Consider the following 11,051-nt stretch of genomic DNA (forward strand, 5'->3'; position numbering starts at 1 on the left):
CACCTAACAAATTGTTCAAGAGGGATTCGCAACGCGTGGCACTTTTACTATGCGTTAGTTTTAGTGACTAAGGTGGTATGCGGCGGCTTCGGTATTGCGTTGCTCACCCCTTAACAAGGCGTTAGCACTGGGTTGGCATCAGAGGTCAAAAGTCTTGGTGTTTATTGGTTTCTTTTTCTAGCTTTACACCTGATCAAGTGTGCCTTTCATGTTCGCTCCGGTGGCACTATGTGAGTTGTTTTCGATTTGATTTTACCGTTTACGGTTTCTAACTTTAGGGCAATTTCTCTGGCGCGGTTGATTTCTTGCCTTAAATTCGGATCATTGTCGTGGTTGTTCAAGGCCGATGTTCGAATTCTTTGCAAATTTTATTACTGCGAAAATAGTGTATTTTCGCATGTTTTTCTTCTTGCCAACTTGCGCTTAAAGTTAGTTTTCAGTTTGGCAGCTGTCCGTTTGGTTTCAGTGTTTTAAGCCATCAGTTTCGTGCTATATTTCAATATCTTGGCGAGTACCAAAGGCTTTAGGGGCAGCGTGCTAACAAACAGTTCAAGTGGGATTCAGCACGCGTGGCATTTTTGGTATGCGGTGGTTTCGGTGTTGAAGTGCAATGCAGTGGCTTGGTCATTGCGTGCTTCACCCCTTAACTGGGCGTTAGGCGACATGAGATAAACGATAGAGTAGTGATAGTATCTTGGCGTGCATCTAGCTTCAGTTAACGGAAAAGGAGGGGGTTAATGAATGGTAAAGCATTTGATAATTGGCAAAAATCGCGAAAGAAAGGATGTTTAAATTGGCTTTTCAGAACAACTTTCGTCACAGCCATTTTGTACATGATTTTTAATGTTATTTTCCTGTATCCATCTTCTGATGCGGCAAGCATTACGATTTTCTTATCGGATAATGCTCTTAATTACTCAATTTACACGATCGGGATGTTTTTCGCATTTTGGGCTATTTGGCTATACAACGAGTCTTCGTATGAGAAAGAAGTTAAACGTAGAAATGTCGCCTAACAAACTGTTCAAGAGGGATTCGCAACGCGTGGCATTTTTACTATGCGTTGATTTTAGTGATTAAGGTGGTTTGCGGCAGCTTCGGTATTGCGTTGCTCACCCCTTAACAGGGCGTTATGGCGCAGGGCGAAATTCAGCTAAGGGAACTAGATGAGTGATAAAGTTAAAGTAGCCTTGCAGTGGCTCAAAGAAATCTTGGATGCAGAGGATGTGGAGTATCAAGTAGTCGGTGGGTTAGCGGCAACCATTCATGGTGGTAGTCGGGAAATCGCAGATATAGATCTTTATATTCATAACTCTGACGCAAACAAGGTGTTATCGCATGTAGCAAAATACATATCAAAGCCGTTAGCTCATTATGCCGAATATGGTTGGGATTTAGAGTATTTCCAGTTGGTTTACCAAAGTCAAAAAATTGAAATCGGTTTGTCTCAACATACGAAGATACAATCACGTCAAGATGGCTCTTGGCACCAGCTTGAAATCTACTTTTCAGAATCAGTTCTTAAAGATTATCAAGGTATCGAGTTACCAGTCATCCCAGTTCATCGTTTAGTCGAGTACAAGCGGATATTGGGTAGGGAAGTAGACCAAATTGATATACAAGAGCTAACTTTGAGTTCAGCGCCATAACAAAGCATTTAAGAGTGATTCCCAACGCTTGGCATTTTCAATTTAAGGTTGGGTTTTGTGTTTACGGTGCAATGGTTTAGGTTTGGTGGTAGCGTTGCTCACACCTTAATGCGGCGTTATGTGTCAATGGGTTTTTAAACAGAGTGAGAAAGATAAAAATGCAGTTTATTTGGGAAGTCTCGGACGTAGAAATAGATACCTTGTTACCTCAGTGGAAATGGTTGCTTAATCCTACAGGGAAACCTTTGTATCTAACCATCATGGGTGACTGGCTATTTGGTGAAGTGGATGGCTCAATTTCATTGTTATCGGTTTTAGATGGTACCTATGAAACAATTGCTTCGGACTTTCATGAGTACAATAAAATGAATAAATCACAAGATTGGTGTGATAATGTCTTTTTAACTAGTTGGTATGACTTGGCGCTCGAACACGGGCTACAACCAAAACAAGACGAATGCTTAGGTTGGAATCTGCATCCAATTATTGGTGGTGAGTTTTGTATGGAAAATTTGCAAGTATTTACTATGAAAGTATATCAATCACTAATGTCTCAGTTGCATTTTAAACTTCAGCACGCAAACACATAACAAACTGTTTAAGAGTGATTCGCAACGCGTGGCATTTTTGCTATGCGTTGCGCCTAGTGTTTAAGGTGGCATGCGGGAGCATCGGTATTGCGTTGCTCACACCTTAACAGGGCGTTAAGTGCTCAGAGGTTATATGAATAAGCAAGCGATTGCATTACATCGGCTAGACAAAGCTATCCAGCTGTATTTCGACGAACAGGATTATATCTGTGCTCTTACTCTGAGTGGTGCATCCGAAGAAATTCTAGGGAAAATTGTCAGTAATACTGGTTCTGCAAATGCATGTGAAGAATTAGTTGTAGCTCTTCATCAGCTCACTGGTTGCACTGTCGATGAAAAAACGATTCGAAATCAGCATATGAATTGGGCTAGAAATGCAGTAAAGCATTTTAACGACAACTCAGAATTTGAGATTGATACTGATTTTTACGCTCAAGCAACACAGATAATAGCTCGCTGTTGCACTAACATCGTTAAATTGGGACTGCCGTTTTCAGCTCAAGTAGAAAGGTTTTTAAACAAGACGTTAGAACGCACTTAACAAACAATTTAAGAGTGATTCAGCACGCTTGGCATTTTTGGTTTGGGTTTAGTCCCGTGTTTACGGTGTTCAAATGAAGTGCTGTGGTCGTGTGCTTCACACCTTAATTGGGCGTTAGTCGCCAGAAAAAGCTAGCAATCAAAATCATGTTTCTTAGCTCAAAATTTGGCAGCTGTTTGTTTGGTATACAGATTCATCGTCGATGCTCAAAACTCAGTTTCAACTGTTTCAAGTCCCAAGTTTTGTAAATATCCTAGCGGTTGTTTTGTTCTTTGGTGCTGACAGTGCAGGGCAATCGAGAGTCTATTTTTGCTTGCAACTCCGCTCGGTGAGTTTGTTGGTACAAAAGCCGATTTACTCGCTGAAGTGACTTTTTCTCTGGTGTGGTAAGTTCCACGTGGTTTCAGTGACTTTGTTGAAAGTCCGCACTGTGAGATTGGCTTTCCAAAGGCTCTTTTTGGTGTTGTCGGTCCGTTTTCTGCGGCGCTGTTTATTCTAAGTGGTTTCATTGAGTAGCCGCTTTGAGACTACGCCTGACTTAAATGCATCAAAGCACATAAAGTTTGTTGTTCGCAAAGTTTAGTTCAGCTTAAAATTGTCGCTCGGTGCCTCGCGACTAACAAACTGCTCAAGAGGGATTCGCAACGCGTGGCATTTTTACTATGCGTTGAATTTAGTGATTAAGGTGGGATTCGGCGGCTTCGGTATTGCGTTGCTCACCCCTTAGCAGGGCGTTAGGCTCCGAGGACGCAATGAGAAAGAAAGTAGAAGAGCGCTTAAATAGGCTTAATAAAGGATGCTGTCCAGTTCATGGGGGTTTTATGTCTCAGGTTGAAGGGTGGTATAAAAATGATCAGGGCATAAACTACACTGTTGTCGGATGTTCTCGAAAGGCTTGCAAAATTGCAGCAAGAGCTTTTTCTTATGATGGTCCTTGGGAGATTGATGAAAAGTACATTCATTTGTTTGACGAAAACAAAGTAGATCCAGATTTCCTCGACCATACTGTTAAACCAAATGCCAGAAAGAGCGCCGTAAAAAAGTATAGGTCGGATGTTTTTAATAAAACCTCCGGTTTTTGCTACTACTGCGGGGTTGGATTAACGCTTGAAACGCTAACTGTTGATCATTTTGTCCCCGAGTCTCGCGGAGGTAAAACAGAACTCTCAAATTTATTTCCATGTTGTAAAACCTGTAATTCCTCAAAAGGAACCAAAGACATTGAGGAGTTTAGGTTTTTATGTCAAATGAAGGCGTTCAAAAAAGAGCACGGAGTAGAGTTCAACCGAGAGCAGATTAACTTTTTATCCAAAAGTGGATTTGACATTCAATTGAATCAACATGACTTCTGGTACGAGGAAAACAGAGCCTAACAATCTGTTTAAGAGTGATTCGCAACGCTTGGCATTTTTACTATGCGTTGGTTTTAGTGTTTAAGGTGGTATGCGGTAGCATCGGTATTACGTTGCTCACACCTTAACAGGGCGTTATATTTTACAAGGAGTGTATATGAAAAAACTGAGTATATTGTCACTAAGTTTTTTAATTTTATGTGGTTGTGCATCAAAACAGGAAGTGTATCTGACACAATCTCCAATAAAAGTTGAGCAACATGACTTAGGTGATTATTGGGTTCAGTCGTCAGAGGATTTTAGATTTAGTTTGAAGTCTAATATAAAGGTGCCAAAAACAGGTGGTTATGTCTTAATTAACTATTTAATAGACTCGAATGGCGAGATATTTAATCCTACAATTGTTGAGTCGTCTCCTAAGGGTGAATGGGATCTAATTGCCTTAAAAGCGTTAAGTAAAGTTGAATACGTACCATCCGAGTCTAACTCACTGAATATACCAGTATATGTGACAACTGAAATTAAATTTTCGGAATAGAAAAATATAACAAACTGTTCAAGAGGGATTCGCAACGCGTGGCATTTTTACTATGCGTTGACTTTAGTGGTTAAGGTGGTTTGCGGCGGTTTCGGTATTGCGTTGCTCACCCCTTAACAGGGCGTTAGCAGTCAAGGATGAATATGAAACAAGACTATCAAGTTCATGAAGACATGTATGTTGAAGCTCGCCAAGCTGGCTGGAAAGGTTGGGGTGGCAACGAGCGAATGTCTAAAGCAGTTTTAGTGGAGCGTTTTCTCGAGCTATTTAAACGACCCGTGCAAGGTAAATTGCTCGAATTAGGTTGCGGTTAAGGACATCATTGCAGAGCTTTCCAGAAGTTGGGCTTTGAGGTGACAGGTATAGATATTTCACCAACCGTAATTGAATGGGCAAAGGAAAAAGCCAGAGCGACAGGAGTCAAGGGTAATTATTATTCAGCTGACCTAACGGCAGAGTCTCTTGAACTTCCAGAACGTTATGATGTTGTCATTGACGGTAATTGCTTGCATTGCATTATCGGTGCAGATCGAGTCATATTTTTGAGTCATGTTTATCGTTCACTGTCTGAAAACGGGGTGTTTTTTGTCAGTAGCTTGTGTTCTAAAAATGAAAATAGCTATGAAACTTATAGGGATGGCAGTCCATATCGCCATGTTACCTCTGAAAGTGATCTTGTCGTTGAACTAGAGAAAGCAGGGTTCCAAGTGCTTCATATCAGTGTCTATGAGCGTGAAACTTCAAACCACATAACGGTGTATGCGATAAAAGCATAATTTGGTGTATAAAAAACTGCTAACAAACTGTTTAAGAGTGATTCGCAACGCGTGGCATTTTTACTATGCGTTGCGTTTAGTGTTTAAGGTGGTATGCGGTGACATCGGTATTGCGTTGCTCACACCTTAATGCGGCGTTAGTTTGCAAGAGGAAAAACGCAGCTATATCGCAAGATCTAGTGGTAAAAGCTCAAAGTTTAAGTTGTCGTATTGGCTTTCAATTTCAGTGTTAGCTGGCGTGGTGAAAATCCCAAATTGTTATCATTGCAACGGTTGATTTGTTCTTTGGTGTGGCGACTTTTGGGTTAACTGCGTTGAGCTTTTTTGCTGAAACTCTGCTCGTTGAGTTTGTTGGTACAAAAGCCGATTTACTCGCTGAAATGACGTTTTCTCTGGTGTGGTAAGTTCATGTGGTTTCAGTGGCTTTGTTGAAAGTCCGTATTGTGAGATTGGTTTTCCAAAAGCGCTTTTTGGTGTTGTGAATTCGTTTTCTGCCACGTTGTTTGTTCCAAGTAGTTTCATTGAGTTGCCGCTTTGAGACTAAGCTTGACTTAAGTGCATCAAAGCACATAAAGCTTATTGTTTTCAAAATTTAAAATAACGTAAAATCAACTCCTTGGGTTTGCAAACTAACAAACTGCTCAAGAGGGATTCGCAACGCGTGGCATTTTTACTATGCGTTGAATTTAGTGATTAAGGTGGTTTGCGGCGGCTTTTGTATTGCGTTGCTCACCCCTTAGCAGGGCGTTATATGCTAAACGGTACTGTTGGTCTAGGAGACAGAGGCATTTTTGTCTGTCCGTAATCCCTCATTTTTACGTTTCCTTTAGTATCATAACCAAAATTGGGGCGTTTGATATCGGTAAGATCTGATGGTACTTGGACAGGGACAAGTTTATTGTCAGTAATATCAGATAAATGTTCCATGATAAGATATTTACCTGTTTGACTGATACTCTTAACTTCCCCAATTACATCGAGTACTGGTTGGTTTTGTGCTGTTTGGGCTTGCTGGTAGTAGTTAGCTTCTCTTTGGTTTGCACCGTTTTGTAGGTTTGACTTAGCTACTTTAATAACTAAGTTTGGCTTGCCAGTTACTTCATAAACATCTCTAGCTGAACCAGTGCCAATGAAGTTACCAATTAAGTTCTCATAATCAATATCAGGGCTTTGGCTCGGTGGAATAGACATGTATTTACCTATCTAAAATCATATAGTTGAGAGAAATTAGTGTAAACGTCTAGTACGCATATAACAAACAATTTAAGAGGGATTCCCCACGCTTGGCATTTTTGGTTCAGGTTTAGTACAGTGTTTACGGCGTCCAAATTGAATGTCGTGGTTGCGTGGCTCACCCCTTAATTGGGCGTTATGTTCAAGGAACGTTAATAATGAAAAACGCAATTTTTATTGCATTAATATCAATGTTTGTTGCTGGGTGTGTTGGTTTCAATGATTCGCCAGAGGCTAGACTAGTTCACAATGCATCCTTGATGAAAGTGCGAATACAAGATGAATTGAACCAGCAAGATGAGTATCTAGGGTACGATGTCCGTGTAAACTTCAAACTTAATGATAAAGCTGAGGTTACCGAATTCTCGGTACTAAAAACTAGTGGGCTTCGCTCGTTTGATAACGCGGTCGAAAAAGCAGTAAAGAACAGCTCCCCATTCGAATTTTTATTGAGTCTAAGTCCGCAAGAGTTCGAGCAGTTTAAAGATATTAACCTTACCGTTGATTTAGAGTAGCCGTGAACATAACAAATTGTTCAAGAGTGATTCGGCACGCGTGGCATTTTTACTATGCGTTGGCTTCAGTGGTTAAGGTGTTATGCGGAAGCTTAGGTATTGCGTGCCTCACACCTTAACAAGGCGTTATGCCTCAAGGTATTCTGACAGTTCGGAGAAAGCATGGATAGCTATAAAGAGAGACTTCAAAATACGTTCTTTAATTCCCTCTGGGTCAAAGCTGTAGGTGATTCTTATCCACAAGATCTTCAACCATACAGTAGTTGTACAAATGAATTATTAGCAAGCCTAGCTGAGACTATCAGAGATTTAAAACCTAAAAGGATCTTAGATCTTGGTTGTGGGTCAGGTGGTTTGAGTGTTTGGTTGGCAAAAGAGTTTGGTTGTACAGTTGTAGGATTAGATCGCTCGTTTGCAGCAATACAATTCGCTCGGGAAAGAACAGAGAAACAAGGGTTATGTGAAAAAGTGAGTTTTGAAGTTGCTTCGTTTGATGACATTAAAAAACTCGAGGGTAATTTCGACATGGTAGTTAGTATTGATGCACTACCATTTGCAAGCGATGAATATTCGGTCTTAACAGATATATATGAGCATTTAAACAACGGTGGGCAGTTATTTTTTACTACCCGTGCCCCTTTAGCTAACTCTTCAAAATTCAAACGTTTGGGCAAGACTTGGAACAAGGCTTTAACATATTCTGGCTTTGTAAATTCAGCTGAAGTTATAGAGAGAGCAGGTGTTTCAGAGTACTGGGCTTCAATCTATCATGAATGGTTAGCGAATGAGCAGCGACTGAGAGCGGAACTATCGGAGCAAGTTGTAGATCTTCTTCTAAACGAAGCAAATGAGGTAGGGTCTAGATTGTTTGACGGTAGACCTTGGTGGTTAATAAAAGCACAAAAGGCATAACAAATTGTTCAAGAGTGATTCGGCACGCGTGGCATTTTTACTATGCGGTGGTTTTAGTGGTTCAGGTGTCATGCGGAAGCATCGATATTGCGTGCCTCACACCTTAACAAGGCGTTAGGCTTTAGGAGAAATATGCAAGATATCTGGTTGGTGATTTCAAAATGGGACTGGAGTGGTATCGTACAAGCTGGTTCGGGGCTACTTACTGTTGTTGTTGCTTATTGTGCTCTTTCTTCATGGAAAATTCAGCAAAAATCAGCGCAAGTAAACGCTTTGTTTGATGAGTTAATTACTGAAGTAAATGAATTTATTCGTCATTCTGTAGTACCCGCACAGATTGTGAAATTTAGCCATATTCGGTTTGAGTCACATAAAGACTACATTGAACTAGACAAGTCACTCCCTCATCCTGAGGTCGTTTATGTAATAAATGAGTTTGGCAATGACTTGTCAAAACAGTTAATTGCGGCTCTTGAGCCATGTGGTCAGAATTCGAGCCGTATAAAATCTTTGCTTGTTCGCATCCAACTTCATCAACCGCTTGGTTTCGAAGATTGTATTAACGCATGTAATTACATTGTTTGGCAACATGACAGAATGCAAGCATTCGCTATGACTTTGGGTAGCCCACATATGAACTGGGAAAACCCAATGGTAGCTAAAAGTGTTGAAAATTCATTAGCCATAACGGCAGAAAACATCGAAGAACACACCAATGAAAATTATGCTAAATTACTAAAATATATTACAAAAACCTACGGCATTATCTACAAAAAGCCTAACAAAGCATTTAAGAGTGATTCCTAACGCTTGGCATTTTTGCTTCGTCTTTGGGTTCAGTGTTTACAGTGGCATGGTTGAGTTTCGTGGTCGCGTTACTCACACCTTAATGCAGCGTTAGCTCTCTCATTATAAATTACAGTACATTCAGAGGTTAGAATGGCAGACTTATTCCAGAAAAAACAATGGGTAGGTGAATTTTTTACAAATGGTGAATATCAAAGCCGATTTGTCGGGGAGTTGAGTTATTGCCCAGAGGCTGGCGTGAAGCTTTCTTACTCGATAACTGGTCATCAAGTCCCCAATCAGTCAAATATAGTTCATGGTGTACTATCTACGGGAGAAGCGTGTACGCTTGTTGGAAACTTTTTTCCTCAAAACTCAGGAGTTAAACTTAGCAAAGGGCTAAGCTCTAGATTTGGAACAGTGGGCTTTTTATGCCTAGTTATTGGGGCTCACCTCGAAGATGAGGAAAGCATTTATAAGGTAAATTTCTCTTTAACTGGCTTGCAGGAGTTTTTCTTTCCCAAAGGATACAAAGATTTAGTTAAGTATTCTTCTGAACCTTTATTATCAATAGATACTAAATATGGCAAGCTATCTGTGGGAAATAATGCTCAATTTGGTTCATTGTCTCGAGACGTTACAACTCAAATTTATAGTAGAGATGAACAAGCCCAGAAAGCCTTACAAGAAACATTCTCAGAACTAGAGGAGTCTTATCCTGAGGCTAACTTTATGTTAAAAAAGGATATCTCTTATCGTATATATCTTCAAAATGAAAATGGTGGGGATATTAAGTCTTTTTATGAATATATCAATGAGATTGCAAATCTATTTTCTTTGTTGATTTACTCACCCGTATTCCCCGATAGCATTAAACTTGTCAAAGAAGTAGGTGGGTTTAGCGAACAGTTAAGCGTCTATCCTACAATGCTCTTGGATAAGAGAACCATGGAACTTTCACTCCAAGAGCGAACACATTTCCATATGCCTATTACAAGGTCAAAGATCGACTTGGAATTAGTTTTGTCCAATTGGCTAGGTAGTGAAGATAATTATTCCACTCTAATTTCAAGAATTCAGAATGAGTCGGGGTTTCGCTCTGAACATGAGTTACATGGAGAGATTGTTCTTTACGGGACACAACTAGAATTTATTAGTTACGATGAAGATATGAAGTTAAAGAAGTATGAGTATCCAATTGACACATACGCTTCAGTTAAAATTAAGAAAACAATAGAGAAAGTTTTCAATACAGTAAATATTACTGATATAGGTGTGGGAATTTCCAGTTTAAGAAATGAGATTGCTCATGTTGGTAGACCTAAAAAAATCCTAAAAGTAATTTCAATGAATCAATTAATGGAGCTCTCTTTGTGCTTGCAACTAACAATTATTGGTTGGGTATTATTCAAACTAGGGGTTTCTAAAGACGTCATTGATGTCTATCAAGACAAACGCTTACCTGACAAGAGCTAACAAAGCATTTAAGAGTGATTCGCAACGCTTGGCAGTTTCGCTTCGCTCAAGTATAGCCAAGCGCCGCTCACACCTTAATGCGGCGTTATGTTGTCAAAGATTAAGTATGAAGATTTTAATAGTATTTATAGCGACATTATTGTCTGGTTGCGCTGGTTTAATTGAAAGTGCTAGTTCCCCAAATTATCAAGAACACAAAGCTCGGGACAGTGTATCGCCTAGGAATCATAAAGGTTCAAGGAAAAACAAATTAGTCGGTACTGTTGTACTCACGTTTAATATTAGTAGTCAGGGTGATGTGATTGACATAATGGTTACTGATTCTGTGCCTAAAGGAGTGTTCGATGCTGAAGCAGTGCGAATATTATCAAAACGGAAGTATGCGCCTTCCGAAAAAGGGGAAACTGGCCCTAAAAAAGCTAAGTTCGAGTTTAAAATTTGACACATAACAAACTGCTCAAGAGGGATTCGCAACGCGTGGCATTTTTGCTATGCGTTGATTTTAGTGATTAAGGTGGTTTGCGGCGGCTTTTGTATTGCGTTGCTCACCCCTTAGCAGGGCGTTAGCATGCGGGAGTAATATGAAGAAAATTCTCATCATCGGTAATTCTGGCTCAGGCAAGAGTTGGTTGTCGAAACAGTTATCCCGAAAACTTCAGTTGCAAGAAGTTAACTTGGACTCG

Annotated in this window: 14 protein-coding genes and 3 pseudogenes; 15 read left to right on the forward strand and 2 right to left on the reverse strand. The window is 40.1% G+C overall.

Features of this window, described 5'->3' with window-relative positions:
• Nucleotides 1-539: 539 nt before the first annotated feature.
• The 5 genes and pseudogenes from CBX98_RS24715 to CBX98_RS24750 form a co-directional block, all read left to right on the forward strand.
• Nucleotides 540-647: pseudogene (locus CBX98_RS24715) on the forward strand (DUF3265 domain-containing protein); the annotation flags it as partial.
• A gap of 90 nt (nt 648-737) precedes the next feature.
• Nucleotides 738-1,016: a hypothetical protein gene (locus tag CBX98_RS24720; protein ID WP_020840791.1), complete on the forward strand. Its 279-nt coding sequence runs from the start codon at nt 738-740 to the stop codon at nt 1,014-1,016.
• Between the two features lie 150 nt (nt 1,017-1,166).
• Nucleotides 1,167-1,649 carry a MazG-related protein gene (locus tag CBX98_RS24730; RefSeq protein ID WP_109170492.1) on the forward strand — a complete coding sequence of 161 codons (483 nt, stop codon included), beginning with the start codon at nt 1,167-1,169 and terminating at the stop codon, nt 1,647-1,649.
• A gap of 158 nt (nt 1,650-1,807) precedes the next feature.
• Nucleotides 1,808-2,239: a T6SS immunity protein Tdi1 domain-containing protein gene (locus CBX98_RS24740; protein ID WP_109170493.1), complete on the forward strand. Its 432-nt coding sequence runs from the start codon at nt 1,808-1,810 to the stop codon at nt 2,237-2,239.
• Between the two features lie 133 nt (nt 2,240-2,372).
• Nucleotides 2,373-2,780 carry a hypothetical protein gene (locus CBX98_RS24750; RefSeq protein WP_109170494.1) on the forward strand — a complete coding sequence of 136 codons (408 nt, stop codon included), beginning with the start codon at nt 2,373-2,375 and terminating at the stop codon, nt 2,778-2,780.
• A 206-nt stretch (nt 2,781-2,986) separates the two neighbouring features.
• Here CBX98_RS24750 and CBX98_RS26680 read toward each other — a convergent pair whose 3' ends face one another.
• Nucleotides 2,987-3,289, reverse strand: coding sequence for a hypothetical protein (locus CBX98_RS26680; protein WP_109170495.1), 303 nt, complete (start codon nt 3,287-3,289; stop codon nt 2,987-2,989).
• A 243-nt stretch (nt 3,290-3,532) separates the two neighbouring features.
• On the opposite strand from CBX98_RS26680, the gene CBX98_RS24765 reads away from it, so the two are divergent.
• The 5 genes and pseudogenes from CBX98_RS24765 to CBX98_RS24785 all read left to right on the forward strand — a co-directional run.
• Nucleotides 3,533-4,153, forward strand: a complete 621-nt coding sequence (locus tag CBX98_RS24765; protein ID WP_242446614.1) for an HNH endonuclease — start codon at nt 3,533-3,535, stop codon at nt 4,151-4,153.
• Nucleotides 4,122-4,260: pseudogene (locus CBX98_RS24770) on the forward strand (DUF3265 domain-containing protein). The gene CBX98_RS24765 and the pseudogene CBX98_RS24770 overlap by 32 nt, the downstream one beginning before the upstream one ends.
• A 29-nt stretch (nt 4,261-4,289) precedes the next feature.
• Nucleotides 4,290-4,670: a TonB family protein gene (locus tag CBX98_RS24775; RefSeq protein ID WP_005487927.1), complete on the forward strand. Its 381-nt coding sequence runs from the start codon at nt 4,290-4,292 to the stop codon at nt 4,668-4,670.
• 143 nt (nt 4,671-4,813) lie between these two features.
• Nucleotides 4,814-4,984 (forward strand): hypothetical protein, encoded by a 171-nt coding sequence (locus CBX98_RS26685; RefSeq protein WP_242446615.1) that lies wholly within the window; start codon nt 4,814-4,816, stop codon nt 4,982-4,984.
• 12 nt (nt 4,985-4,996) lie between these two features.
• Nucleotides 4,997-5,446, forward strand: a pseudogene (locus CBX98_RS24785) (class I SAM-dependent methyltransferase); the annotation flags it as partial.
• A gap of 747 nt (nt 5,447-6,193) precedes the next feature.
• Here CBX98_RS24785 and CBX98_RS24800 read toward each other — a convergent pair.
• A complete protein-coding gene (locus CBX98_RS24800) occupies nt 6,194-6,637 on the reverse strand; it encodes a YrbL family protein (RefSeq protein WP_109170500.1) in 444 nt (147 codons plus the stop codon).
• Between the two features lie 200 nt (nt 6,638-6,837).
• Here CBX98_RS24800 and CBX98_RS24805 point away from each other — a divergent pair, with 200 nt between their 5' ends.
• The 5 genes from CBX98_RS24805 to CBX98_RS24835 all read left to right on the forward strand — a co-directional run bounded on the left by CBX98_RS24805 (nt 6,838) and on the right by CBX98_RS24835 (nt 10,810).
• Nucleotides 6,838-7,194, forward strand: coding sequence for a cell envelope integrity protein TolA (locus tag CBX98_RS24805; protein ID WP_069490865.1), 357 nt, complete (start codon nt 6,838-6,840; stop codon nt 7,192-7,194).
• Between the two features lie 162 nt (nt 7,195-7,356).
• Complete coding sequence (locus CBX98_RS24815) at nt 7,357-8,106, forward strand: class I SAM-dependent methyltransferase (protein WP_109170502.1); 750 nt, start codon at nt 7,357-7,359, stop codon at nt 8,104-8,106.
• A 132-nt stretch (nt 8,107-8,238) separates the two neighbouring features.
• Nucleotides 8,239-8,913 carry a hypothetical protein gene (locus CBX98_RS24825; protein ID WP_005483286.1) on the forward strand — a complete coding sequence of 225 codons (675 nt, stop codon included), beginning with the start codon at nt 8,239-8,241 and terminating at the stop codon, nt 8,911-8,913.
• A gap of 132 nt (nt 8,914-9,045) precedes the next feature.
• Nucleotides 9,046-10,368 carry a HEPN domain-containing protein gene (locus CBX98_RS24830; protein WP_109170504.1) on the forward strand — a complete coding sequence of 441 codons (1,323 nt, stop codon included), beginning with the start codon at nt 9,046-9,048 and terminating at the stop codon, nt 10,366-10,368.
• Nucleotides 10,331-10,810, forward strand: a complete 480-nt coding sequence (locus CBX98_RS24835) for a TonB family protein (protein WP_242446617.1) — start codon at nt 10,331-10,333, stop codon at nt 10,808-10,810. The genes CBX98_RS24830 and CBX98_RS24835 overlap by 38 nt, the downstream gene beginning before the upstream one ends.
• Nucleotides 10,811-11,051 lie beyond the last annotated feature (241 nt).

The organism is Vibrio sp. T9 (assembly GCF_003123985.1).
GTDB lineage: Bacteria > Pseudomonadota > Gammaproteobacteria > Enterobacterales > Vibrionaceae > Vibrio > Vibrio diabolicus.

Excerpts from the sequence above, each read along its gene's own strand:
- CBX98_RS24765 (WP_242446614.1), top strand. The coding sequence starts at position 3,533 with ATGAGAAAGAAAGTAGAAGAGCGCTTAAATAGGCTTAATAAAGGATGC.
- CBX98_RS26680 (WP_109170495.1), bottom strand. The coding sequence starts at position 3,289 with ATGAAACCACTTAGAATAAACAGCGCCGCAGAAAACGGACCGACAACA.
- CBX98_RS24720 (WP_020840791.1), top strand. The coding sequence starts at position 738 with ATGAATGGTAAAGCATTTGATAATTGGCAAAAATCGCGAAAGAAAGGA.
- CBX98_RS24730 (WP_109170492.1), top strand. The coding sequence starts at position 1,167 with ATGAGTGATAAAGTTAAAGTAGCCTTGCAGTGGCTCAAAGAAATCTTG.
- CBX98_RS24825 (WP_005483286.1), top strand. The coding sequence starts at position 8,239 with ATGCAAGATATCTGGTTGGTGATTTCAAAATGGGACTGGAGTGGTATC.
- CBX98_RS24800 (WP_109170500.1), bottom strand. The coding sequence starts at position 6,637 with ATGTCTATTCCACCGAGCCAAAGCCCTGATATTGATTATGAGAACTTA.
- CBX98_RS24750 (WP_109170494.1), top strand. The coding sequence starts at position 2,373 with ATGAATAAGCAAGCGATTGCATTACATCGGCTAGACAAAGCTATCCAG.
- CBX98_RS26685 (WP_242446615.1), top strand. The coding sequence starts at position 4,814 with ATGAAACAAGACTATCAAGTTCATGAAGACATGTATGTTGAAGCTCGC.
- CBX98_RS24835 (WP_242446617.1), top strand. The coding sequence starts at position 10,331 with ATGTCTATCAAGACAAACGCTTACCTGACAAGAGCTAACAAAGCATTT.
- CBX98_RS24740 (WP_109170493.1), top strand. The coding sequence starts at position 1,808 with ATGCAGTTTATTTGGGAAGTCTCGGACGTAGAAATAGATACCTTGTTA.
- CBX98_RS24805 (WP_069490865.1), top strand. The coding sequence starts at position 6,838 with ATGAAAAACGCAATTTTTATTGCATTAATATCAATGTTTGTTGCTGGG.
- CBX98_RS24815 (WP_109170502.1), top strand. The coding sequence starts at position 7,357 with ATGGATAGCTATAAAGAGAGACTTCAAAATACGTTCTTTAATTCCCTC.
- CBX98_RS24775 (WP_005487927.1), top strand. The coding sequence starts at position 4,290 with ATGAAAAAACTGAGTATATTGTCACTAAGTTTTTTAATTTTATGTGGT.
- CBX98_RS24830 (WP_109170504.1), top strand. The coding sequence starts at position 9,046 with ATGGCAGACTTATTCCAGAAAAAACAATGGGTAGGTGAATTTTTTACA.